We start from the raw sequence: 23,128 nt of genomic DNA, 5'->3' as shown, positions 1-23,128 counted from the left end.
CCAGAGCCGATAGAGGGGGTGCGGCTGCGCCTATGGATCGCGGAGGGGTGCTGCGGCGCTTCCTCGGATCGGCGGGCAGGCCGAAATCCGTGAACGACACCGCTGCTGACCACGCCCGCACCGGCGAGCCGACCCAGACCGCGACCTTCTCCACCGACGCGGACGGGCAGGCGTGGACTCCGCCCACCTGGGAGGAGATCGTCAGCACGCACAGCGGCCGGGTCTACCGGCTCGCCTACCGCCTCACCGGCAACCAGCACGACGCCGAGGACCTCACCCAGGAGGTCTTCGTCCGCGTCTTCCGCTCCCTGTCGACGTACACGCCGGGCACCTTCGAGGGCTGGCTGCACCGCATCACCACCAACCTCTTCCTGGACATGGTCCGCCGCAAGCAGCGCATCCGCTTCGACGCGCTCGGCGAGGACGCGGCCGAGCGGCTGGCCAGCAAGGAGCCCACTCCCCAGCAGGTGTTCAACGACGCCCACTTCGACGCGGACGTCCAGCAGGCCCTCGACACCCTGGCCCCCGAGTTCCGCGCCGCCGTCGTCCTGTGCGACATCGAGGGCCTGTCGTACGAGGAGATCGCGGCCACCCTGGGCGTCAAGCTCGGCACGGTGCGGTCCCGTATCCACCGCGGCCGTTCCCAGCTGCGCAAGGCCCTCGCACACCGCTCGCCCCAGGCGCGCGCGGAACGCCGCTCCTTCGTGCCGCGTGTCGCCGCACTGGGAGGAGGGGGCGCGAGCGCGTGAGCGGGCCACTGCAGAAGTCTTCCGAGGGACACCTCGCAGAGCATCACCTGGGAGACCGGCTCTCCGCCCTGGTGGACGGAGAGCTCGGTCACGACGCGCGTGAGCGCGTACTGGCGCACGTCGCCACCTGTGCGAAGTGCAAGGTGGAGGTGGACGCGCAGCGCCGCTTGAAGAACGTGTTCGCGGAGGCGGCCCCGCCGCCGCCCTCGGAAAGCTTCCTGGCCCGCCTGCAGGGCCTGCCGGCCGGGAGCGGCCTCGGCGACGGCGGCTCACCGCTGGGCGGCGGAGGGCCCCCGGGCGGCGCGTCCGGCCGGTCCGGGGCGGGCTCCGGGGTCTTCGGTACCAGACGGAGCGAGCGCTTCGAGTTCACGTACGCGCCCGTCCGCCGTCACGAGTCCGTGCTGCCGGTGGGCGAGGCGGTCGGCCGGGGCTTCCGCATCCATGACGTCGGCCGTCACGAGACCGACCGGCCCTCCTCGCGCGGGCTGCGGTTCGCGTTCGTGGCCGCCGGGGCGGTGTCGCTGGCCGCGATCGCGCTCGGCGGGGTCACCACGAGCGGCTCCACCGACGCCGAGGCGCGCGGCGCGGGCAAGGGCAGCAACGCGACGCCGATACGTACGCAGGGGACGGGCGCGACGACGACGCCCGATTCCCAGCGGCGCCGTGGCGTCGGCCCGCTGCTCGGTCAGCCGGACGGCCAGAGCGCGGTCGGGCACACGGCCGCCGCCCCCGCCGCGGTGTCCGCGCCGCTGCTGCCCGGAGTGCCGGCACCCGCGCAGCGCCACCCCACGCCCGGCACGCCGATGGTGGGAGGCGCGATGTCGGTCTCACCGCTGATACGACCGCTCGGCTCCGCCCCGCTGCTCACCCTGACCACCTGGACCGAGTCCACCGGGCTCGTGGAACCCGCTCCCGTGACCGCCGGGACGACGCCGGGCCCCACTCCCACCGCCACCTCCCGCACGGCCCGCTGACCCGTCCACTGCGCGGGGGCGCCCGAACCTGATTGAATCCAGGTGGCGCGCCCAGGCCCGCACAGCCGGGTGCCGAACCGGGCTCCGACGCGCAGGCGGACGGGCCGCGGAGCCGACGAACCGTGCCGTGTCGTTGTGGGGAGAGCATGAACGAGGGGAAGCCGGGCCCATCGGGGGAGGAGCCGACCGCGCGTCCGGAAGGATCCGACGGGGACTTCGAACTGGCCCGTCCGGACCGGGCGGGGGCCGTCCCCGTGGACGGCCACGAGGGCGACCACCCACTGAACCGCCCCCGCGTGCCCGAACGGCCGGCCGAGCCCACGGGGGCCTCCACACGTCCCGAACCGCCCACCACGCCCTCCGCCCCCGCACCGGCGGCGTCCGGCGGCATCGGTCCCGAAGCCGACCCGCGGGACGCGCCCGCGCCGCCGTCCGTCCCGGGAGCCGTCGCCGCCGGGGCGGACTCGTCGGACGTGCTCGCCCCGGCGCCCGGCGCCATCACCGAAACGGCCGCGTCCGTCCTCGGGAACGCCGGCTCCGCGGGGTCCGCCGCGGCACCCGGTGTGCCCGTCGGCGGGGGCGAGCGGCCGAAGCCCCTGCACGACCCCGACCCCTACAGCACCCCGCCCTACGGCGAGCCGGGCCCCTGGGCGCCCGCACCGCCCGTGCAGCACCCGGCGGTCACCCCTGCGCACGGCATGGCGACCGCGCCGCCTCCCCCGGCCGCGCCCACGGCGTCCCCCGGCGCCCACCCGGGACCGTCCGCACCCGTGCCTCCGGCCCCTGTCACCGCGCCCGTGCCTCCGGCCCCTGTCACCGCGCCCGTACCTCCGGCCCCCGTCGCCGCCCCCGAACCCGCCCCCGTACCTCCGGCCCCCGTCACTGCCGCCCCCGCGGATGCGGCGCCCGCCGATCCCTGGGGCCGCTACGACCCCTGGGCGGTGGCGGCCGCCGCGCCGTTGCAGCAGGCGGGGCCCACCGTGATCGACGCGAAGCAGCGGCGCGGCCGGGCCAGGCGCGCGGTCGTCGGTGCCGCGCTGGTGCTCGCGCTCGTCTCCGGTGGCATCGGCGGAATCGTCGGCACCTATCTGGAGCGCAATGGCGGCGTCGGCACCGTGGAGCTGCCGCAGGCCGGCCAGGAGGCGGCCGGGCGGGACCCGGACAGCGTCGCGGGAATCGCCGCACAGGCGCTGCCCAGCGTCGTCACCCTGCACGTCAGCGGCGCCGGCGAGGCCGGCACGGGGACCGGCTTCGTGCTCGACGCGCGCGGCCACATCCTCACCAACAACCACGTCGTCGAACCCGCCGGGGACGACGGCGAGATCACCGTCACCTTCAACAGCGGCGACACCGCCGAGGCCACCGTGGTCGGCCGGGACAGCGGCTACGACCTCGCCGTCGTGAGGGTGAAGGGAGTCAGCGGGCTCGCCCCCCTGCCCCTCGGCAACTCCGACAACGTGCGGGTCGGCGACCCCGTCGTCGCCATCGGGGCCCCCTTCGACCTGGCCGGCACCGTCACCTCCGGCATCATCAGCGCCAGGGAGCGGCCCATCACCGCCGGCGGCGAGAAGGGCGACGGCAGTGACGTGTCGTACGTCGACGCCCTGCAGACCGACGCGCCGATCAACCCCGGCAACTCCGGCGGCCCCCTCCTCGACGCCGAGGCCCGGGTGATCGGCATCAACTCGGCCATCCGCTCCGCCGGCAGCGGTGCCGACCTCGACGGCGGGCAGGCCGGCTCGATAGGGCTCGGTTTCGCCATCCCGATCAACCAGGGCAAACGCGTCGCCGAGGAACTGATCAACACCGGTGAGGCCACCCACCCGGTGATCGGCATCACCCTCGACATGGACTACAGCGGCGACGGCGCCCGCGTCGCCGCCAAGGGCAGCGACGGCGGCCCCGCGGTCACCACCGGCGGCCCCGGCGCCCGGGCCGGGATCGAGTCCGGCGACGTCATCACGGAGGTCGACGGCCGGCGCGTCCACTCCGGCGAGGAACTCATCGTCAAGACCCGCGCCCACCGCCCCGGCGACCGGCTGGAGCTCACCGTGGAGCGGGACGGGAAGGAGCGGACGGTCTCGCTGGTGCTCGGGTCGTCGGGCGGCGGCTGAGGACGGCGCCCGAGGAGGGCGGCCGGTGACGGCGGGGCAGGGGCGGCGGCCGAGGACGGCCGTGCCCGTGCCCGCGCGGGACGTACGGCGCGGCACGGGACGGCGAACATCCGGGAAAACCGCATCCGTGCCCGCACCCGTGGCGCACGGGACGGTACCGGTCGTACGGGATGGCCGGGTACCGTGGACCCGGCCCGGACCACGGAAGACCACAGCCCCCACCGAGGGCCGAGGACCGAAGGCATCGCGAGGAGCTTCAGGTGTTCAATGACATAGGACCGCTCGAGCTGGTCACGCTCATCGTCCTCGCCGTGCTCGTCTTCGGTCCGGACAAGCTCCCCAAGGTCATCCAGGACGTGACGCGCACCATCCGGAAGATCCGGGACTTTTCGGAGAGCGCCAAGCAGGACATCCGGCAGGAACTGGGCCCGGAGTTCAAGGACTTCGAGTTCGAGGACCTCAACCCCAAGACGTTCATCCGCAAGCAGATGGACAACGACGACCTGGGGCTCAGGGAGATCCGCAGCGGATTCGACCTGAAGAAGGAGATGGCCGAGGTCACGGACGCCGTGCACGGCCGCGGCGGCGACTCACCGTCCCCCTCTTCCGCCGGGACCGCCGGCTCCGCCGATGGCCGCGTGGACATGACCAAGAAGCCCGAGGCACCGGCGGCCGACAACCGCCCGCCCTTCGACGCGGACGCCACCTGAGCCGGGCATCCGGCGGCGTACGCCCCCGTGCACGTGACGCGTTTCATACTCCTCCCGGGCCGCGCACGGCGTGATCCGGACGTCCGTGCGGCCCACGCGCCGGGCGGTTTCCCGGCCCGCGGCGGCGGGGTGGCTATGCTGCCCAGTTGTTGTGCGGAACGGACGAGTACGCCCCGAGGAGGGCGGGCCGCCCGGTCCGACGAGAGCGAGGAGGCGTCCGGGCAGATGGAGACGACGAGTCGGGCAGTCGCGCAGGCGCCGGCCGCGGAGGGCGGACAGCACGTCCCCTCCGCCCGGCGCACGGCCGACGGCTACCTGCGTGCGCCCTTCCCGTGGTACGGCCTCGACGAGGCCTTCACGGGGGCGCGCTGGCTGATGCAGGTCGGACTGGCGGCCGACGGGGCCGTCGAGCACGGGTCGGTGGGGCACGGCGACGAGCCCTCGGTGCGCAGCGAGTACGCGGCCGGGACCGACCAGGACGCCAAGGAGAAGTTCGCGGTCGTGGTGACGGTGGCCGCCAACCCGGTGCGCCGCAGCGCCGACGGCACCGGACTGCTGGAGGCCACCTCGGTCTCCTCCGCCGCCTGGCTGGCGGGTGTGGGGCTGCTGTCCTTCACCTGGCCCGGCCAGATGGACCACTCCCTGCGCGACGACTGGCTGGAGCAGCAGACGGAGACCGCCTGGGTGCTCGCGGACGATCTGGAGGGCCCGCACTGGTCGACGCTGTCCCTGCCCGTGGACGGGACCGCGACGCCGTTCCACTACCGGGAGTCCGAGTTCGGCTGGGTGCTCGCCGGTTCCACGCGGGCCGGCGTGCACGTGGGGGCGTACGGCAGGGGCATGAGCGCGTACGGCCTCGGTTTCGCCGTGGTCAAGGACATCTCCGCGTACACGTCCTGAACATCCGCGCCGCGGTACGCGTGAGGGCGCCGTCCCACCGGGACGGCGCCCTCACGCCGGGGGCCCCTGGAGCCTCAGAACTTGTTGCGCGGCGTGATTCCCAGCGACAGCCCCGCCAGGCCCCGCTGCCGGCCGCCCAGCTTGCCGGCGATCGAGCGCAGCGCCGCGCCCGCCGGGGACTCCGGGTCGGTCAGGACCACGGGCCTGCCCTCGTCGCCGCCCTCGCGCAGCCGGACGTCGATGGGGATGGAGCCGAGCACCGGGACGTTCGTGCCGGTGGTCCGGGTGAGGCCGTCGGCGACGGTCTGACCGCCGCCGGTGCCGAAGACGTCGACCATCTCGCCGCAGTGCGGGCAGGGCAGCCCGGACATGTTCTCGACCACGCCGACGATCTTCTGGTGCGTCTGCACGGCGATGGAACCCGCCCGCTCGGCCACCTCGGCCGCCGCCTGCTGGGGCGTGGTGACGACCAGGATCTCGGCGTTCGGGACCAGCTGGGCCACGGAGATCGCGATGTCACCGGTGCCGGGCGGCAGGTCGAGCAGCAGCACGTCGAGGTCGCCCCAGTAGACGTCCGCGAGGAACTGCTGGAGCGCGCGGTGCAGCATCGGGCCGCGCCACACGACCGGCGCGTTGCCCGGGGTGAACATGCCGATGGAGATGACCTTCACGCCGTTCGCCGACGGCGGCATGATCATGTTCTCGACCTGGGTGGGACGCCCGTCGGCTCCCAGCATGCGCGGCACCGAGTGGCCGTAGATGTCGGCGTCCACGACCCCGACCTTCAGACCGTCGGCCGCCATCGCCGCCGCCAGGTTGACCGTCACCGAGGACTTGCCGACGCCGCCCTTGCCGGAGGCGACCGCGTAGACGCGGGTCAGGCTGCCCGGCTTGGCGAAGGGCACCTCGCGCTCGGTCTGGCCGCCGCGCAGGGCGCTCGCCAGCTCCTTGCGCTGCTCGTCGCTCATGACGTCCAGCGTCACGTCGACCCGGGTGACGCCCTCCACGCGGGAGACCGCGTCCGTCACGCGCTGCGTGATGGTGTCCCGCATCGGGCAGCCGGAGACCGTCAGGTACACGGTGACCGCGACCGCCCCGTCCGCGCCGGTCTCCACCGATTTGACCATGCCGAGTTCGGTGATGGGCCGGTTGATCTCGGGGTCGTTCACTGTCGCCAGTGCCTCGCGCACCGCGTCTTCCGTAGCCATAAGGACGATGGTACGGCGCCGGGCACACCCGCCGGTAAGCCCGTCAGTGGTCGTCTGCGTCACGTCCCGGCGGCCGTTCCGCCCGCATCGCCGGGAACGGGCCCTGATGGTCCTTGTGCCCGTCCTGCCGTCCCTCCAGCTCCTTGACCATGTCCTGGAGCTCCGAGCGGATCCAGTCCCGGGTGGCCACCTCCCCGAGCCCGATCCGCAGGGCGGCGATCTCCCGGGTCAGATACTCGGTGTCCGCGATCGACCGCTCGTTCTGCTTGCGGTCCTGCTCCAGATTGACCCGGTCGCGGTCGTCCTGCCGGTTCTGCGCGAGCAGGATCAGCGGCGCCGCGTAGGAGGCCTGGAGGGACAGCATCAGCGTCAGGAAGATGAACGGGTACTCGTCGAAGCGCAGCTCGCGCGGGGCGGACACGTTCCACAGCACCCACACGATGATGGCGACCGTCATCCAGACCAGGAAGCGCCCGGTGCCGATGAAGCGCGCGACCCGCTCCGACAGCCGCCCGAAGGCCTCCGGGTCCCACTCGGGCAGGAACCGGCGCCGGGGAGGGCGGGGCTGGTCCAGCCGGGGCACCCGCGGCCGTCCGGCGGCCGTGGCGCCGGCGGGCCGGCGCTCGCGCCCCTCCTCGCGGTCAGGCGCCATCGGTCACCACCCCCTCGTCGAGGTGGAACTCGGTCTCCCGCCAGTCCTCGGGCAGCATGTGGTCCAGCACGTCGTCCACGGTGACCGCGCCCAGCAGCGAGCCCGCCTCGTCGACCACGGGCGCCGCCACCATGTCGTACGCGGCGAAGAACCCGGCGACCACGGGCAGGGCCGCGTCCGGCTCCAGGGGCTGCAGATCGGCGTCCAGGATCGAGCCGACCAGGGTGTACGGGGGATCGCGCAGCAGGCGCTGGAAGTGGACGGTGCCCAGGTACTTGCCGGTGGGCGTCTCCTCGGGCGGGCGGCAGACGTAGATCTGCGCGGCGTGCGCCGGGGACAGGTCCGGCTCGCGGATCCGGGCGAGGGCGTCCGCGACGGTCGCGTCGGGCCGCAGCACGATCGGCTCGGTCGTCATCAGACCGCCCGCCGTGTGCTCCTCGTACGACATCAGGCGCCGCACGTCGGCCGCGTCGCCGGGCTGCATCAGGCTCAGCAGCCGCTCCTTGTCCGCCTCGGGCAGCTCACCGAGCAGGTCGGCCGCGTCGTCGGGGTCCATGGCCTCCAGGACGTCGGCGGCGCGCTCCTCCTTCAGCTTGCCGAGGATCTCGATCTGGTCGTCCTCGGGCAGCTCCTCCAGCACGTCGGCCAGCCGGTCGTCGTCGAGGGCGGCGGCGACCTCCGCCCGCCGCTTGGGGGAGAGGTGGTGCAGGACGTTGGCGAGGTCGGCGGGGCGCAGCTGCTCGAAGGTGGCGAGCAGGTTCTCGGCACCCTGCCCCTGCTCCTCCAGGGAGAAGCCGGTGACGGCCGACCACTCGACGGTCAGCGCCTCGCCCTTGCCGCGCCGGAAGGCGCCGCCCTTCTTCCCCTTGCGCACGAAGACGCGGTCGATCTCCCACTCGCGGCGGGCGGGCAGCTGGTGCACCGACAGGTCGAGGACGGTGACCTCCTCACCGCCGTCCACGAGTGTCACCCGCCGGTCCAGGAGCTCGCCGAAGACGAGCCGCTCGGTGGGCCGCTGCTCGAAGCGCCGGACGTTGAGCACTCCGGTCGTGATGACCTGGCCCGACTGCACGGCGGTCACCCGGTTCATGGGCAGGAAGATGCGGCGGCGGGTGGAGAGTTCGACCACCAGGCCGAGCAGGCGGGGTGGCCGCCGGCCGACCCGCAGGATGACGACCAGATCGCGCACGCGCCCCACCTGGTCGCCGGCCGGGTCGAAGACGGCGACACCGGAGACGTGCGAAACGAAGAACCGGGGGGCGCCCGCTGCCATGGCCGCGGCTCCTTTGCGTGCGGAAGGTTTCGTTGCCGTGTACTGCCTGCTGCGTCTGTTTTCCGGATTGCCCGCTCGGGTGGGCTTCAGGCTAGCCCGTCCCGATCGGCCGTGCCCTCGCGGCCGGTCCGGCCGGTCCGGCTCCGATCGGATCGCCCGGCCCCGGTACCCTGCGGTACGCCGTTCAGGTCCCCCGTCAGAGAGGCAGCCCACCTGTGATTCCGATCTCCCAGGGCCGTTCCCCCAGGGCCACGCTGGTTGCCGCCGCGTGCGCGCTGCTCGTGACGGGGACGGCGCTCACGGGATGCTCCGAGAAGGACCCGAACGAGGGGACGAACGGGGTCGGCAGACTGTCCGCGGACAAGATCCAGGGCAGAGCGCAGAAGGCCGCCACGTCGGCGGGCACGGTGCGGCTGCACGGAACCGTGGTCACCAGCGGACGCACGTACACGCTCGACATGCGGCTGAAGGAGAAGGGCGGCATCGGCTCGGTCACCACCAAGGGGGAGACGTTCCGCCTCCTGCGCGTCGACGACGAGCTCTATCTGAAGGCCGGTGCCGAGTTCTGGGGCCAGGGCGACGGCACGGAGGACGGCGGGGGCGAGGGCGACGGCGAGTCGGACGCGGCGGCGGCCGGCAAGCTCGCCGAGAAGTACGTGAAGGTGCCGCAGGGCGATCCGTCGTACAAGAAATTCATCGGTTTCACGGACAAGAATGTCCTCCTCGACGGTCTGCTGACCCTGCACGGCACTCTGGCCACCGACGGCCACCACCAGCAGTCGGGCGTGCGCACCGTCCGCGTCACCGGCGACAAGGGCTCCGGCGGCACCCTGGACGTCTCGCTCGAGGGCACGCCGTACCCGGTGCGTCTGGTGCGGGCCGGTGAGGCGGGCACCCTCACGTTCTCCGCCTGGGGCACCGACTTCCCCCTGGAGGAGCCGGCCGAGGACGAGACCCTCGACTACGGCGGGCAGCTCCCGACCTCGTAGGGCGCGGTCAGCCGCGCCGGCGCCTCCGCTTCAGCAGCAGCCGGGGCAGCCCCGCGGGGGCCGGCCGCCGGGTGGTCACCGGTGTCGGCAGCGGGGCCTCGGCCAGCGAGCCGTCGGGCAGCGGTGCCGTCGCCCCGGTCGGCTCCAGCCGCAGCACCCGGCACTCGCGGGCCCAGCGGCCGGTCATCGCCTCGCCGTCGGGCGCGTTGAGCCGCTTGCCCTTGAGCTCGGCGACCGCCGCCGTCCACTCCCCGGAGTCCGGCGGCAGTTCCACGACCGTCGCGCTCCAGCAGACCAGCCGGCCGCCCTTGTCCTTGCTGCGGACCGTCACCTCGGCCGGCACGCCGTCGGCCAGCCCCGGCAGCGGCTGCTCCCCGGGCCCGTCGCCGATCACGCACGCGGCACCCGCGTGCCACACATGCCACAGCGCACGGGCCGGGACACCGGGCGCCTCGACCCAGATGAGGCCGGACTTCTTCGTGGCCTCCTCGATGAGGGCCCGCTCGAGCAACTCGCCTGTCATGTGCCCAGCCTATCCACGGGCGTCACGCACCCCGCGGGCTCCACGAGCGCTCAGAGCCAGCCGTTGCGCTTCAGCGTGCGGTGGATGCCCAGACAGAGGGCCACCGTGATCCCCAGGACGAGCGGGTAGCCGTACTTCCACCGCAGCTCGGGCATGTGGTCGAAGTTCATGCCGTAGACCCCGCACACCATCGTCGGTACGGCGATGATCGCGGCCCACGAGGTGATCTTGCGCATGTCCTCGTTCTGCGCCACGGACGCCTGCGCGAGGTTGGCCTGGAGGATCGAGTTGAGCAGTTCGTCGAAGCCGATGACCTGCTCCTGCACCCGGGCCAGGTGGTCGGCGACGTCCCGGAAGTACTTCTGGATGTCCGGGTCGATCAGCCGCATCGGCCGCTCGCTCAGCAGCTGCATCGGCCGCAGCAGCGGCGACACGGCCCGCTTGAACTCCAGTACCTCACGCTTGAGTTGGTAGATCCGTCCGGCGTCGGTGCCGCGCGGGGTGCCCTTGCGGCCCGGCGAGAAGACCTCCGTCTCGACCTCGTCGATGTCGTCCTGCACCGCGTCGGCGACCGCGATGTAGCCGTCCACCACATGGTCGGCGATGGCGTGCAGCACGGCCGAGGGGCCCTTGGCCAGCAGTTCGGGGTCGTCCTGGAGACGGTGCCGCAGGGCGCGCAGGGAGCCCTGTCCGCCGTGCCGGACGGTGATGAAGAAGTCCCGGCCGGTGAAGCACATCACCTCGCCCGTCTCGACGACCTCGCTGCTGGCGGAGAGCTGGTCGTGGTCGACGTAGTGCACGGTCTTGAAGACCGTGAACAGCGAGTCGTCGTAGCGCTCCAGCTTGGGCCGCTGGTGCGCCTGCACGGCGTCCTCCACGGCGAGCGGGTGCAACCCGAACTCCTGGGCGATACCGGCGAATTCCGCCTCGTTCGGCTCGTGCAGCCCGATCCACACGAAGCCTCCGTCGCGACGCACCAGACGCATCGCCTCCTGGGGGCCGAGGGCGCTGCCGGTCTCCAGGCGCCGGCCGTCGCGGTAGACGGCGCAGTCGACGACGGCCGTGGTGGCCGCCGGGTCACGGGTGGTGTCGTACGGACCGCTCTCCTTGCGCAGGGAGATGCGGGAGGCGGGTCGGACTGCGGCGCGCAGGTCGCGGATCATCGACATGGCGGGCTCCTTCGCAGACGGGCAACGAAAGGCGCCGGTACGACGGGTGGAACAACCCGGAATGGGGACGTCCTCAACTGCGGATGTCCGGCACGTCCACAAAGCGGGGAGCACCGCGCCGTCGCGGTGGCGGGCTTCGTCGCTGATTCAGCTTCTGGGGCAGATCAGGCAGAACGAAACGAAGTGCTCTTCCGATGAAGACGCGAATGCGAGAGGCGACAGCCAGGAAAGAAGCGGCTGCGTCAGCGGGCGGAAGAGCGGGTGGTACTGCACGGCCGACTTCGGTCCATGCCAGCCCCACCTCCTCCGGCCGGTCCCTCGTGAGGGACGATCCACGATCCCCTGGGGGATTCCCCTCGAGCGGGGAGTGTCACATCGGCGGTCGGGACTCGATCGGAACTCGATCGGACTCTCCCGGAACCCGGAGGGCCTGGGTGGTGTACCCGCTGCGTGCTGTCCCGAACCGCCGGCCAAGCGTATCAGCCGACTGCCATGTCAAGGCTCGGCTTTGCCCCTTACCGGCGAGTTCTATGCTCGCGGCATGGCTGATGTTCTTCCTCTGGTCGAGGCCCGGTTGCGTACGGCACTGGGCGAACCGGACGCGCGCGCGGCGGTCACCTTCCTGGGCACGGACCGCATCGAGGTGCTGCGCTTCCACGAGGGCGACATCGTGCGCTACGCCACTCTCGGCATGTCGGCGCAGCCCATGACCGATCCCACGGCGGTGGTCGCGGATCCGGTGAGGGGTCCGCGTGTCGAGCTGGTGCTGTCCGTGCGGTCCGGTGTCGCCGACACCGACAAGGTGCTCCGCCCGCTCGCCGTGCTGGCCGCGTCGCCGCAGGTCGAGGGCGTGGTCGTGGCCCCCGGTGCCTCGCTCGACGTCGGCGGGCCGCTGTGGCCCGGCGCCCCGTTCACCTCGGTGCTGGTCGCCGAGCCCGGCGGTCTGGTGGAGGACCTGGAGCTCGACGCGCCCCTGGATCCCGTGCGGTTCCTGCCGCTGCTGCCGATGACCCCGAACGAGGCCGCCTGGAAGCGGGTGCACGGCGCCCAGGCGCTCCGGGAGCGCTGGCTGGGCCAGGGGACGGACCTCAGGGATCCAGCCCGGAGGTCCGTGCCGCTGGAGTGAGCAAGCTCACCAACACCGCACCCGGTCGCGCGAGTTGGCGAGGGCGCGCAAGGGCCCGGGCATGCTGGTGGTGGTGGACGCGTGCGGTTTTCCGGTGACCGGTTCCGTCCGGACGGGTGATCGTCCTTGACGTGGCGCGGCGGGGGTAGGACCGTGGGATCCCATGAGGGGCGAACCCAGTTGCCCGAAGTGTGGTGGCCGGGTCAGGGCTCCCGGCCTCTTCTCGGATGCGTGGCAGTGCGACGCGCACGGCACCGTGCACCCGCTCCAGCCCGTGATACCGCCGAGCGTCGAGGCCCTCGAGGTCGTCGTGCACCGCACGCGGGTGCCGGTGTGGATGCCCTGGCCGCTGCCGGTCGGCTGGCTCTTCACGGGCGTGGCCAGTGCGGGCGACGACCGCAACGGGGGCCGGGCGGCCGCCGTCGCGTGCACCGGGCCCGGACCGCTCGGCGGCATGGGCGAGCTGATCCTGGTCGCCGAGGAACTCGGCGTCGGCCTCGGCGCGCGGTACGCGGGCATGGACGGCCCGGATCCGGGGCCGTACATGGACGTGGAGAAGCCGCCGCAGGCCAAGGTACTGGCCGCCGGCCGCCCGACACCGCTCTGGCATGTCGCCGAGACACCCGACGACCGCGCCGTCTTCGCGGGCGAGGCGCTCGGGATGTGGCTGTGGGCGGTGGTGTGGCCCGAGCAGTCCGGGCTGCTGATGTACGACGAGCTGGTGCTCGCCGACCTGCGGGACGCCGGGGCCGAGGTGGAGCTGGTGCCCTGCGGGGCCCTGTCACCGCGCCTGCTGGAGGCGTAGACACCCGTGCGGTAGGCCCTGGGGGAGGCGCAGGCGCCCCGAGGCCCTCGTGCGGGGGACCTGAGCCGTCCGTGCGGGCGGCCCCGCGGGCGGCCCGGGCGTCCCACAGGGCATCGGTAGGGGGTGCACGGCCGGTTCGGGTGTGACAAGGGACGTTCGGAAATCCGGTTATCCTGAGGCGTCCCTTCGTCCGTCACCTGCTTGGAGTAACGCGTCGTGCGCATCGATCTGCACACCCACTCCACCGCGTCCGACGGTACGGACACGCCGGCCGAACTGGTCCGCAAGGCCGCCGCCGCAGGACTCGACGTCATCGCGCTGACCGACCACGACACCACCCGGGGCCACACCGGGGCCCTCGAGGCGCTGCCGGCGGGACTCACCCTGGTCACCGGTGCCGAACTCTCCTGCCGGTTCGACGGCATCAGCATGCACATGCTGGCCTACCTCTTCGACCCGGAGGAACCCGCGCTGCTCGCCGAGCGCGAGCTGGTCCGGGACGACCGGGTGCCGCGGGCCCGCGGCATGATCGACAGGCTGAACGCGCTGGGCGTGCCGGTCACCTGGGAGCAGGTCGCGCGGATCGCCGGTGACGGATCGGTGGGGCGCCCGCACGTGGCCACCGCGCTCGTCGAGCTGGGCGTCGTGCCGACCGTGAGCGACGCCTTCACTCAGGAGTGGCTGGCCGACGGCGGCCGGGCGTACGTGGAGAAGCACGAGACCGACCCGTTCGAGGCCCTGCGGCTGATCAGGAACGCGGGCGGGGTCGCCGTCTTCGCGCACCCCGCCGCGAGCAAGCGGGGCCGGACCGTGCCGGAGTCCGCGATCGCCGCGCTGGCCGGGGCCGGCCTCGACGGCATCGAGGTCGACCACATGGACCACGATCCCGGGACCCGGGCGCGGTTGCGGGGCCTCGCCAAGGAGCTGGGGCTCCTGGTGACCGGCTCGAGCGACTACCACGGCAGCCGGAAGACCTGTGTGCTCGGCGAGTTCACCACGGATCCCGAGGTGTACGGCGAGATCACCCGGCGTGCGACCGGGGCCTTCCCGGTGCCGGGGACCGGCGGATTCTGAGCGCGCGCCTCCTGCGCGCCCGCCCCGCTCCCTCCCCTCCCGCTTCCTCACCTCCCGTTCCCCCACCGCCCCCTTCGCCGCGCGCCCGCCCCGGTGCGTCCCTGTGCCTCCCCGGCGCGCTCCCCCGTTCGTTCCTCGGCAAGGCAGTCATGCTCGACATCGCCGTCTTCGGCTCCCTCTTCCTGACCCTCTTCGTCATCATGGATCCCCCGGGGATCACCCCGATCTTCCTCGGCCTCACCGCCGGCCGGCCCGCCAAGACGCAGAAGCGGATGGCGTTGCAGGCCGTCTGTGTGGCCGGTGGCGTGATCACCGTCTTCGGACTGCTCGGCCACCGGATCCTCGACTACCTGCACGTGTCGGTGCCCGCGCTCATGATCGCGGGCGGGCTGCTGCTCCTGCTGATCGCGCTCGACCTGCTCACCGGCAAGACCGACGAGCCCAAACAGACCAAGGACGTCAACGTCGCGCTGGTCCCGCTGGGGATGCCGCTGCTGGCCGGGCCCGGTGCCATCGTGTCGGTCATCCTCGCCGTGCAGAAGGCCGACGGCGTCACCGGGCAGCTCTCGGTGTGGTCGGCGATCCTCGCCATCCATGTCGTGCTGTGGCTGGTGATGCGGTACTCGCTGCTGATCATCCGGGTCATCAAGGACGGCGGCGTGGTCCTGGTGACGCGGCTGGCGGGCATGATGCTGTCCGCGATCGCCGTCCAGCAGATCATCAACGGCGTCACCCAGGTGGTCCGGGGCGGCTGACCCCGTCACCGCCGCGGCACACACGGAGCCCCCGTACCCATGCGGTACGGGGGCTCCGAGGCGTACGGCGTGAGGACCCGGCCCCTGGGGCCGGCGTCCCGCGTTATGAGGCCGGTGCGTCTGCCGGGCGGATCCACAGGCGCTGCCCGATGGCGGCGGCCTGCTGCACGATGCGGTTGACGGAGGCGGCGTCCACGACGGTGGTGTCCACGGGGGCGCCGTCGACGTCGTCGAGTCGCATGATCTGGAAGCGCAAGGGCTTCTCCCTTCGTCTGGTCATCCTCCTGAAGGAGAACTACTGGGTGGACGGCCCACGGGCCAGTGGGGCCCGTGTTCCATGGAGAGTTCAACGGTCCGCCTGATGCAAACATTCCCTACGCTAAAGAAAATTTTCGAGCTGCTAAATACTGATCGGTAAGTGTTTCGCGGTGGACCGATCGGGACCGGTTGTGTTCGTAGCGTGACCACCAGGAGAATGGAGGTGATGAACGAAGACCTCGCGGCCCTGCACGCCCGAATCGATCGCACGAACGAGCTGCTCCAGCGCATGCTCGCCGAGGTGGCGAAGACGCCCTCGACGCACGCGATCTTCGTCGACGCCGGCTACCTGTACGCCGCCGCGGGGCGGCTCGTGGCCGGGACGGAGGACCGCCGGGCCTTCGACCTCGACGCCGAGGGACTCATCGACGCGCTCATCGACCGGGCCCGCACCGTCTTCGCGGACAGCAGGCTGCTGCGGGTCTACTGGTACGACGGCGCCAGGCGCCGCATCCACACCTCCGAGCAGCAGACCATCGCCGAACTCCCCGACGTCAAGGTCCGCCTCGGCAACCTCAACGCCAACAACCAGCAGAAGGGCGTCGACTCCCTCATCCGCGGCGACCTGGAGTCACTGGCCCGGCACCGCGCCATCAGCGACGCCGCCCTGCTCGGCGGCGACGAGGACCTCGTCTCGGCGGTCGAGGCGGCACAGGGCTACGGCGCCCGGGTCCACCTCTGGGGCATCGAGGCGCCCGAGGGGCGCAACCAGGCCGAGCCGCTGCTCTGGGAGGTGGACAGCCAGCGCACCCTCGACCTGGACTTCTTCAAGCCGTACGTCTCCCGACGCACGGCCCAGGCGCACGAGGCCACGACGGGCCGGCCCACCCGCGAGGACGTCCGGTTCGTCGGCGCGCAGATCGCCGCGAAGTGGCTGGCCGCGCGGGGCCGGGACACGCTGGTGGAACTGCTCCCCGGTCATCCCTACCTGCCCGGCTCGGTCGACCAGGATCTGCTGGTGGAGGCAGAGGGGCTGCTGCAGTACTCCCTGCGCGGCCAGGCGGACCTGCGACGCGCCCTGCGCGACGGCTTCTGGGACCATCTGCAGGCGCAGTACTGAGGCCCGTCGTCCGGGTCATGCCGCGGACGACGGGTCCGGCACGCGCGGCTACCGCGTTGTCGTCGGTCCTCCCTGCCTTGTCGATCCGGGATGAGCGAGCCATCCGTGGGGTTGCTCACCCAGGGGTCCGGGTGTGGCCGTCCCAGAAGTCGGCGAGGGCACGGGCGGTCGCTTCGGGGCGGTCGACGGGCGGTGAATGCCCGGCTCCGTCGATGACGGTGCGACGCGCCTCCAGCCGCAGAGCCATCTCGTCGAGGTCCGCCACCGGCCAGGTGTCGTCGTGCACGCCGGACAGGACGTGGAACGGCAGGGGCACGGCGGCCAGTTCGGCGACCCTGTCCGGCTCCACGCACAACTGCCTTCCCGTGGCCAGCAGTTGCGCGGGACTCGTAGCCGACCAGCGGCGCCGCAACTGCTCCCGGTCGCCGATCCCGCGCGCCGGACCACCCACCTCCTCCGGTGGGCCCATGGCCAGGATCGCCTCCCAGCACTCCGCCATCGACATCACCGCGAGGGCGTCCCGCAGCAGCCGCACCCGCTGTTCCTGGGAGACGGAGATCCGGGCGGGACCGGAGGAGACGAGCGTGAGCGAGCGGAAGGGGGAGTGGTCCAGGATGACGGCGGCACGGGCGATCTGGCCGCCGAGCGAGTGCCCGACGAGATGCACGGACGTACCGAGCGCCTCGGCCTGCGCGAGCACGTCCCGTGCCAACTCGGTCTGCGCGTAGGCGCACTCGTCGTCGACGGGCCCCTCCGACTCGTACTGCCCCCGTCCGTCCACGGCTACCGTGCGGTACCCGCGCGCGGCGAGCGGCTCGTGCACCAGCGTGAAGTCCTCCTTGCTGCCGGTGTACCCGGGCAGCAGCAACGCGGTTCCTCTCACCGGGACCCCGGCGGCGGGGGGCGCGTCCACGACGGCGAACTCCCCGCGGGGGGTGCGGAGCCGGCGGGCGTGGACGGGGGAGGAGTGGCTGGTCACGGGGCGAGAGTAGCGGGTGCGCAGACGCCAGCGGCCCGGCCCCCACGGGTGGGGGCCGGGCCGCCGGTTCGCTGTGTCAGCCTTCCGCGGACTCCACGGCGGCTGCCGCCTTCCGGGTCCGCCGGGGCTTCGCCTCCGCCGTGCCGTCCGGCTCCTGCGCGGCCGTGGCGGCCTTGCGGGTGCGGCGCGGCTTCGCCTCCGCGCCCTCCGGCTCCGGCGTGGCCTGCGCCGGAATCTCGGCGGCCTTGCGGGTGCGGCGCCGGGGCGTGGCCTCCGCGGTGTCGGCGGCCTCGGCGACGGCCGTCTTGCGGGCGCGGCGGGGCTTGGCCTCGGTGGCTGCCCCGGGCTCCTGCACGGCGGCGGTGGCCGCGGTCTTGCGGGTACGGCGCGGTTTGGCCTCGGTGGCCTCGGCGGTGTCGACGGCGGCCTCGGCCTTCTTGGCGGCGGTCTTCCGCGTGCGGCGCGGCTTGGCTTCCGCCGCCTCGGGCTCCTGAGCCGTCTGCGCCGGGATCTCGACGGCGACCGCCGGGTCCGCCTCGGCCGTCTTGCGGGTGCGGCGGCGCGGTTTGGCCTCGGTGGCCTCGGTGGCCTCGGCGGTGTCGACGGCGGCCTCGGCCTTCTCGGCGGCGGTCTTCCGCGTGCGGCGCGGCTTGGTCTCCGCCGCCTCGACCGGCTCGGCGCTCTTCTCCGCCGTGCCGGCCGCCGGCTCGGCGCTGTTCCCGGCCGTGTCGGCCGCCGTCTCGGTCTTCGCCGCGGTCCTGCGGGTGCGGCGACGGGGCTCGGCGGCCGGAGCCTCGGGTTCCGTGATCACCGGGGCGACCACGGCCGCCGCGGCCTCGTCGACCGACGGGGTGGCGACGGCCGTGTCCACGGCCTCCGTCCCGGCCGTCCTGCGGGTGCGGCGACGGCGCGGCTGGGCGGGGGCCTCGGTGGCGTCCGCGGCCGTGCCCTCGGCCGTGTCCACGACCGCCTCGGACGGTGCGGACGGCTCCACCTGCTCCACTGCCGTCGTCGCCGACCCGGCCGCGGCTCCACCGCGGGTACGGCGACGGCGGCGCGGGGTGCGTGCGGTGACCGTGCCGGTCTCCGCCTCGCCGGTGCCCTCGCCGACGCTCTCGGCGGCCTGGCTCGCGGGCCGCTGCGCCGCCTCGTCCAGCGGGGTGCCGCCCCGCGTACGGCGACGGCGTCGCGGCGTACGGGCGGAGGTCTCGCGCTCGGCCGGACGGGACTCGTCGCGCCCGCCCCGGCCACCGCGTCCGCGCGGTCCGCGGCCGCCCGGCTCGCCCAGGTCCTCCAGCTCCTCCGCGTCCAGCCCGGCGCGTGTGCGCTCCGAGCGCGGCAGGACACCCTTGGTGCCCTCGGCGATGCCGAGGTCCGCGAACAGGTGCGGGGACGTGGAGTACGTCTCCGGCGGGTCGCCGAAGCCCAGGTCGAGCGCCTTGTTGATCAGCTGCCAGCGCGGGATGTCGTCCCAGTCGACCAGCGTGATCGCCGTACCCTTCGCGCCCGCGCGGCCCGTACGGCCGATGCGGTGCAGGTACGTCTTCTCGTCCTCGGGGGACTGGTAGTTGATGACGTGCGTCACGCCTTCGACGTCGATGCCGCGGGCGGCGACGTCGGTGCAGACCAGCACGTCCACCTTGCCGTTGCGGAACGCGCGCAGGGCCTGCTCGCGGGCGCCCTGGCCGAGGTCGCCGTGGACGGCGCCGGAGGCGAAGCCGCGCTGCTTGAGCTGGTCGGCGAGATCGGCGGCCGTCCGCTTGGTGCGGCAGAAGACCATGACCAGGCCCCGGCCGTCGGCCTGCAGTATCCGCGAGACCACCTCGGGCTTGTCCATGTTGTGCGCCCGGTAGACGAACTGCGTGGTGTTCGCGACCGTCGCGCCCTCGTCGTCCGGCGCGGTGGCGCGGATGTGCGTGGGCTGCGACATGTAGCGGCGGGCGAGTCCGATGACCGCGCCCGGCATGGTCGCCGAGAACAGCATGGTCTGGCGCTTGACCGGAAGCAGGTTGATGATCTTCTCGACGTCGGGCAGGAAGCCCAGGTCGAGCATCTCGTCGGCCTCGTCCAGGACGAGCGCCTTCACGTGCTTCAGGTTCAGCTTCTTCTGCCCGGCGAGGTCGAGCAGCCGGCCCGGGGTGCCGACGATCACGTCGACGCCCTTCTTCAGCGCCTCGACCTGCGGCTCGTAGGCACGGCCGCCGTAGATCGCGGTGACGCGCACATTGCGTACCTTGCCGGCGAGCAGCAGGTCGTTGGTGACCTGCGTGCACAGCTCGCGCGTGGGAACGACGACGAGCGCCTGCGGGGTGTCGGTGAGGTCCTCGGGCTTCGCGCGGCCCGCCTCCACGTCGGCGGGGACGGTGACGCGATCGAGGAGCGGCAGGCCGAAGCCGAGCGTCTTGCCGGTGCCGGTCTTGGCCTGGCCGATGACGTCCTTGCCCGACAGGGCCACGGGAAGCGTCATCTCCTGGATGGGGAAGGCGGTGATGATGCCGACGGCCTCCAGGGCCTCGGCGGTCTCGGGGAGGATCCCGAGCTCTCGGAACGTCGTAGTCAGGGTGCTGCCTCTTCTGTGTGCGCGGTGCGAGGCGAGCGCGGGGGTCGTGTAGGGACCGTGCCGGGGGACGTCGGCTGCCTTACGGGCGGTGCCGTAGGGCACGGGACCACTGCCGACGCTCAAGGGCCTGTCCACCGGATCAGGCCCAGCGCTCGTACCGCTGAGGGTCCCCCTCCGGATCCGTGCGCAGCGTGGCGTACGGCAAGGAGGGCTGTCGGGTCGGAGCCGATCGGGCCACCGACCGGGCATCCTCATGCATGCGGCCTGTCGAGTACGTGAGAGTTCTCAGCAGGCGCATTACCACCATACCCTGGATTCGCGCACACGCCATGGCCGATTTGGCCACGTAGTCGTCGTCACACTGATTCGCCGGGGCCTTCCGGCATGTGGCAAGCGGGCTATTGTGCGCTTCATGACGAGCTCTGACAAGCCTGACAACGCCGCGGACAGTCCCGAGACCACCCCCGGACACACCGGCGTCGCCGCCATGGACTGGACGGCCGCCTCCGCCGAACCCCAGTACCGCGCCGCTGTCGTGGATCTGCTCGGCGCGCTCGCCTACGGGGAGTTGGCGGCGTTCGAGCGGCTCGCCGAGGACGCCAAGCTGGCGCCCACGCTGGCGGACAAGGCGGCGCTGGCGAAGATGGCCTCGGCCGAGTTCCACCACTTCGAGCGGCTGCGCGACCGGCTCGCCGGGATCGGCGAGGAGCCGACGCACGCCATGGAGCCGTTCGTCGCCGCCTACGACGGCTTCCACAAGCAGACGGCGCCCTCCGACTGGTTGGAAGGGCTGGTCAAGGCGTATGTCGGCGATTCCATCGCCAGCGACTTCTACCGGGAGGTCGCGGCCCGTCTGGACTCCGACACCCGCGCCCTGGTGCTGGCCGTGCTCGACGACACGGGCCACGGCGGCTTCGCCGTGGAGAAGGTGCGCGCGGCGATCGACGCGGACCCGCGCGTGGGCGGGCGGCTCGCGCTGTGGGCACGCCGGCTGATGGGCGAGGCGCTGTCGCAGTCCCAGCGGGTGGTCGCCGACCGGGACGCGCTGTCGACGATGCTGGTGGGGGGCGTCGCGGACGGGTTCGACCTCGCTGAGGTGGGCAAGATGTTCTCCCGCATCACCGAGGCGCACACCAAGCGGATGGCGGCACTGGGCCTGGCGGCCTGAGGGCGCGCCGGGCCTGGTCACCCCCGGCGCAGCCATCGGCGGGCGGTCAAGCGGTCGGGCGGTCGGGCGGTCGGTCAGGCGGTCGCCGACCGGCGGCGCAGTCCTGCCGCCGGGCGCAGCAGCAGGGACAGGGACGCCACGGACACGATCACCGCGCCGAGCAAGATCGTCAGCAGATTGCCGGCGTCCAGCGCGCTGTTCATGACGAAGGCGCCGAAGAGCGCTCCGGCCACACCGGTCGGCAGCACCAGGGCGCGGGCGGGAAGACGGTGCGGCAGGCGGTGGCAGGCCGCCCACGCCAGAGCCAGGCCGAGGATGGCGGAGCTGAACGCTTCCAAGAGCATGTCGGGGTCCCTCCCACATGGCCGGCCCGCTCGTATCGGTTGTAGCCCGGTTTACCCCTGACCTGCGGAATCCAATCCTTCTCTGTGAAGCACTTGTGCTCCGTCCGTGAGTGGAATTCACGGACGGCACGGCGGGACGGACATCCGCGCACGGCCCGGAACGCGGGAGGGCCCGGCGGTTCTGCACCGCCGGGCCCTCCCGTGACTGCCGGTCGTCGCCTACAGCGCGCCGAATCCCACCTTGCGCGGGGCCGGCTCGCCGATCTCGACGTACGCGAGACGGTCGGCGGGGACCAGGACCTTGCGGCCGTGCTCGTCCACGAGGCTCAGCAGCTGAGACTTCCCGGCCAGCGCCTCGGCCACCACGCGCTCGACCTCCTCGGCGCTCTGACCGCTCTCCAGAACGATCTCGCGGGGCGCGTGCTGCACGCCGATCTTGACCTCCACGGCTATGTCCCTCCGACGGTCAGTGAATGCGCGACCTTTCGCGCCGTACCAGCACACATTAGCCCGGTGAGGGGACGTGCACCGTGCGCCCGGCAACGCCAGGAGCGAACAGCCGGCGGGAACAAGCGGCTGCCGGCACCCGCCGCATGCTCAGTGGTGCTGTTCGTTGCCGTGCAGCGGGAACCCGGCGATGCCCCGCCAGGCCAGCGAGGCCAGCAACTGCACCGCCTGGTCGCGTGCCACGCTGCGGTCGCTGTGCAGCCAGGACCGCGCCACCACCTGCGCGAGTCCGCCGAGCCCCGAGGCGAGCAGCATCGACTCCGCCCGCGACAGCCCGGTGTCCTCGGCGATCACGTCGCAGATCGCCTCCGCGCACTCGGTGGTCACCTTGTCGACGCGCTCGCGCACGGCGGGCTCGTTCGTCAGGTCCGACTCGAAGACCAGGCGGAACGCCCCGCCGTCGTCCTCGACGTACGCGAAGTAGGCGTCCATGGTCGCCCGGACGCGCTGCTTGTTGTCCGTCGTCGACGCCAGCGCGTGGCGCACCGACTGGATCAGTGCCTCGCAGTGCTGGTCCAGCAGCGCGAGATAGAGATCGAGCTTGCCGGGGAAGTGCTGGTAGAGCACCGGCTTGCTGACGCCGGCGCGCTCGGCGATGTCGTCCATCGCGGCCGCGTGGTATCCCTGCGCGACGAAGACTTCCTGGGCGGCGCCCAGCAACTGGTTCCGTCGGGCTCGGCGCGGCAGGCGAGTGCCCTTCGGGCGTACCGCCTCTGTCTGCTCGATGGCTGTCACGCCGCCTCCCAATGTCGTCCACGTGCGGTGTGAGCCGCGCCGCCATCGTACTTTTCGGTAACCGCGGTGTGCGCGGTGAGGACGCAGAATTTCACGGACCGGACGGGGGTGAAAGCGGAACGGTCGGTTTCAAAAGGTTTCAGAGCGGGCAAAAATCGTCCCCCTCGCTGCTCGGTGCCGTCCCCGCCGAAGGGTTCGTCACCGGTAGTCGTCCTCGTCGAGGGAGACGACCCGGGTCTGTTCCACCAGGTCCGCCTCGTTGGCGCGGTCGGGGTCGATACCGGTCAGCGGGTCGTCGCGGTCCGGCTTCACCTCGGTGTGCTGCTCGGCGGCGTCGCCCTCGGGCGCCTCGACGTCGAACTCCTGGTCCTCGCGAACGTCCTCGTCCTCCGCGAACGTCTCGGGGTCGGTCGGATCCACGGCCATGCTGGGCTCC

Annotated in this window: 24 protein-coding genes; 12 read left to right on the top strand and 12 right to left on the bottom strand. The window is 72.6% G+C overall.

Going from position 1 to position 23,128, the window contains the following annotated elements:
* Positions 1 to 32 precede the first annotated feature (32 nt).
* From sigE to ACF07S_RS01225, 5 genes are all read left to right on the top strand, one after another.
* Positions 33 to 749: an RNA polymerase sigma factor SigE gene (gene sigE / locus ACF07S_RS01245; protein ID WP_391961450.1), complete on the top strand. Its 717-nt coding sequence runs from the start codon at positions 33 to 35 to the stop codon at positions 747 to 749.
* Positions 746 to 1,723 (top strand): anti-sigma factor family protein, encoded by a 978-nt coding sequence (locus ACF07S_RS01240; RefSeq protein WP_391973156.1) that lies wholly within the window; start codon positions 746 to 748, stop codon positions 1,721 to 1,723. The genes sigE and ACF07S_RS01240 overlap by 4 nt, the downstream gene beginning before the upstream one ends.
* 146 nt (positions 1,724 to 1,869) lie before the next feature.
* The gene (locus tag ACF07S_RS01235) at positions 1,870 to 3,837 is read left to right on the top strand and encodes a trypsin-like peptidase domain-containing protein (protein ID WP_391973155.1); all 1,968 of its coding nucleotides are present in this window, start codon (positions 1,870 to 1,872) and stop codon (positions 3,835 to 3,837) included.
* Between the two features lie 260 nt (positions 3,838 to 4,097).
* Positions 4,098 to 4,547 (top strand): sec-independent translocase, encoded by a 450-nt coding sequence (locus tag ACF07S_RS01230; RefSeq protein ID WP_391961447.1) that lies wholly within the window; start codon positions 4,098 to 4,100, stop codon positions 4,545 to 4,547.
* A 225-nt stretch (positions 4,548 to 4,772) separates the two neighbouring features.
* Positions 4,773 to 5,447 carry a hypothetical protein gene (locus ACF07S_RS01225; protein WP_391961446.1) on the top strand — a complete coding sequence of 225 codons (675 nt, stop codon included), beginning with the start codon at positions 4,773 to 4,775 and terminating at the stop codon, positions 5,445 to 5,447.
* Between the two features lie 74 nt (positions 5,448 to 5,521).
* Here the strand turns inward: ACF07S_RS01225 and ACF07S_RS01220 are convergent, their stop codons facing one another.
* The 3 genes from ACF07S_RS01220 to ACF07S_RS01210 are packed head-to-tail and all read right to left on the bottom strand — an operon-like array spanning position 5,522 to position 8,580.
* Positions 5,522 to 6,655, bottom strand: coding sequence for an Mrp/NBP35 family ATP-binding protein (locus ACF07S_RS01220; protein ID WP_391961445.1), 1,134 nt, complete (start codon positions 6,653 to 6,655; stop codon positions 5,522 to 5,524).
* A 43-nt stretch (positions 6,656 to 6,698) separates the two neighbouring features.
* Complete coding sequence (locus ACF07S_RS01215; protein WP_391961444.1) at positions 6,699 to 7,307, bottom strand: DUF1003 domain-containing protein; 609 nt, start codon at positions 7,305 to 7,307, stop codon at positions 6,699 to 6,701.
* The gene (locus tag ACF07S_RS01210; protein WP_391961443.1) at positions 7,297 to 8,580 is read right to left on the bottom strand and encodes a magnesium transporter MgtE N-terminal domain-containing protein; all 1,284 of its coding nucleotides are present in this window, start codon (positions 8,578 to 8,580) and stop codon (positions 7,297 to 7,299) included. Before ACF07S_RS01210 ends, ACF07S_RS01215 begins: the two co-directional genes overlap by 11 nt.
* Positions 8,581 to 8,795: 215 nt before the next feature.
* On the opposite strand from ACF07S_RS01210, the gene ACF07S_RS01205 reads away from it, so the two are divergent.
* Positions 8,796 to 9,569: a hypothetical protein gene (locus ACF07S_RS01205; protein ID WP_391961442.1), complete on the top strand. Its 774-nt coding sequence runs from the start codon at positions 8,796 to 8,798 to the stop codon at positions 9,567 to 9,569.
* Positions 9,570 to 9,576: 7 nt separating this feature from the next.
* Here the strand turns inward: ACF07S_RS01205 and ACF07S_RS01200 are convergent, their stop codons facing one another.
* Both ACF07S_RS01200 and ACF07S_RS01195 read right to left on the bottom strand, forming a co-directional pair.
* The gene (locus ACF07S_RS01200) at positions 9,577 to 10,092 is read right to left on the bottom strand and encodes a hypothetical protein (RefSeq protein ID WP_391973154.1); all 516 of its coding nucleotides are present in this window, start codon (positions 10,090 to 10,092) and stop codon (positions 9,577 to 9,579) included.
* A 50-nt stretch (positions 10,093 to 10,142) separates the two neighbouring features.
* Positions 10,143 to 11,261, bottom strand: a complete 1,119-nt coding sequence (locus ACF07S_RS01195) for a magnesium and cobalt transport protein CorA (RefSeq protein WP_391961440.1) — start codon at positions 11,259 to 11,261, stop codon at positions 10,143 to 10,145.
* 541 nt (positions 11,262 to 11,802) lie between these two features.
* On the opposite strand from ACF07S_RS01195, the gene ACF07S_RS01190 reads away from it, so the two are divergent.
* The 4 genes from ACF07S_RS01190 (at position 11,803) to ACF07S_RS01175 (ending at position 15,021) form a co-directional block, all read left to right on the top strand.
* Positions 11,803 to 12,387, top strand: a complete 585-nt coding sequence (locus ACF07S_RS01190; protein ID WP_391961439.1) for a suppressor of fused domain protein — start codon at positions 11,803 to 11,805, stop codon at positions 12,385 to 12,387.
* A gap of 163 nt (positions 12,388 to 12,550) precedes the next feature.
* The gene (locus ACF07S_RS01185) at positions 12,551 to 13,192 is read left to right on the top strand and encodes a DUF6758 family protein (RefSeq protein ID WP_391961438.1); all 642 of its coding nucleotides are present in this window, start codon (positions 12,551 to 12,553) and stop codon (positions 13,190 to 13,192) included.
* A gap of 216 nt (positions 13,193 to 13,408) precedes the next feature.
* Entirely contained in the window at positions 13,409 to 14,266 is an 858-nt protein-coding gene (locus ACF07S_RS01180; protein ID WP_391961437.1) for a PHP domain-containing protein, read from the top strand.
* Between the two features lie 149 nt (positions 14,267 to 14,415).
* The gene (locus ACF07S_RS01175) at positions 14,416 to 15,021 is read left to right on the top strand and encodes a MarC family protein (RefSeq protein ID WP_391961436.1); all 606 of its coding nucleotides are present in this window, start codon (positions 14,416 to 14,418) and stop codon (positions 15,019 to 15,021) included.
* 103 nt (positions 15,022 to 15,124) lie between these two features.
* Here the strand turns inward: ACF07S_RS01175 and ACF07S_RS01170 are convergent, their stop codons facing one another.
* Positions 15,125 to 15,301, bottom strand: a complete 177-nt coding sequence (locus ACF07S_RS01170) for a hypothetical protein (RefSeq protein WP_391973335.1) — start codon at positions 15,299 to 15,301, stop codon at positions 15,125 to 15,127.
* Between the two features lie 204 nt (positions 15,302 to 15,505).
* On the opposite strand from ACF07S_RS01170, the gene ACF07S_RS01165 reads away from it, so the two are divergent.
* On the top strand, positions 15,506 to 16,399 hold the full coding sequence (locus ACF07S_RS01165; protein ID WP_391961435.1) for an NYN domain-containing protein: 894 nt from the start codon (positions 15,506 to 15,508) through the stop codon (positions 16,397 to 16,399).
* 115 nt (positions 16,400 to 16,514) lie between these two features.
* On the opposite strand, the gene ACF07S_RS01160 is transcribed toward ACF07S_RS01165, so the two are convergent.
* Together ACF07S_RS01160 and ACF07S_RS01155 are read right to left on the bottom strand one after the other, a co-directional pair.
* On the bottom strand, positions 16,515 to 17,378 hold the full coding sequence (locus ACF07S_RS01160; protein WP_391961434.1) for an alpha/beta fold hydrolase: 864 nt from the start codon (positions 17,376 to 17,378) through the stop codon (positions 16,515 to 16,517).
* A 76-nt stretch (positions 17,379 to 17,454) separates the two neighbouring features.
* Positions 17,455 to 19,845: a DEAD/DEAH box helicase gene (locus ACF07S_RS01155; RefSeq protein WP_391973325.1), complete on the bottom strand. Its 2,391-nt coding sequence runs from the start codon at positions 19,843 to 19,845 to the stop codon at positions 17,455 to 17,457.
* Positions 19,846 to 20,350: 505 nt separating this feature from the next.
* Between ACF07S_RS01155 and ACF07S_RS01150 the strand changes: the two genes are divergently transcribed.
* Positions 20,351 to 21,106, top strand: coding sequence for a ferritin-like domain-containing protein (locus ACF07S_RS01150; RefSeq protein ID WP_391961433.1), 756 nt, complete (start codon positions 20,351 to 20,353; stop codon positions 21,104 to 21,106).
* 74 nt (positions 21,107 to 21,180) lie between these two features.
* Here ACF07S_RS01150 and ACF07S_RS01145 read toward each other — a convergent pair whose 3' ends face one another.
* From ACF07S_RS01145 to ACF07S_RS01130, 4 genes are all read right to left on the bottom strand, one after another.
* Positions 21,181 to 21,450 carry a hypothetical protein gene (locus tag ACF07S_RS01145; RefSeq protein ID WP_391961432.1) on the bottom strand — a complete coding sequence of 90 codons (270 nt, stop codon included), beginning with the start codon at positions 21,448 to 21,450 and terminating at the stop codon, positions 21,181 to 21,183.
* A 219-nt stretch (positions 21,451 to 21,669) separates the two neighbouring features.
* Positions 21,670 to 21,897, bottom strand: coding sequence for a DUF3107 domain-containing protein (locus ACF07S_RS01140; RefSeq protein WP_159535660.1), 228 nt, complete (start codon positions 21,895 to 21,897; stop codon positions 21,670 to 21,672).
* Between the two features lie 150 nt (positions 21,898 to 22,047).
* Positions 22,048 to 22,692: a TetR/AcrR family transcriptional regulator gene (locus ACF07S_RS01135; RefSeq protein WP_391961431.1), complete on the bottom strand. Its 645-nt coding sequence runs from the start codon at positions 22,690 to 22,692 to the stop codon at positions 22,048 to 22,050.
* A 198-nt stretch (positions 22,693 to 22,890) separates the two neighbouring features.
* Positions 22,891 to 23,118 (bottom strand): hypothetical protein, encoded by a 228-nt coding sequence (locus ACF07S_RS01130; protein ID WP_391961430.1) that lies wholly within the window; start codon positions 23,116 to 23,118, stop codon positions 22,891 to 22,893.
* Positions 23,119 to 23,128 lie beyond the last annotated feature (10 nt).

The sequence above is a fragment of the Streptomyces sp. NPDC016640 genome (assembly GCF_043076215.1).
Lineage (GTDB): Bacteria > Actinomycetota > Actinomycetes > Streptomycetales > Streptomycetaceae > Streptomyces.
Note: the sequence above shows the minus strand (reverse complement) of the source record. Positions and strands in the feature narration are given on the sequence as shown.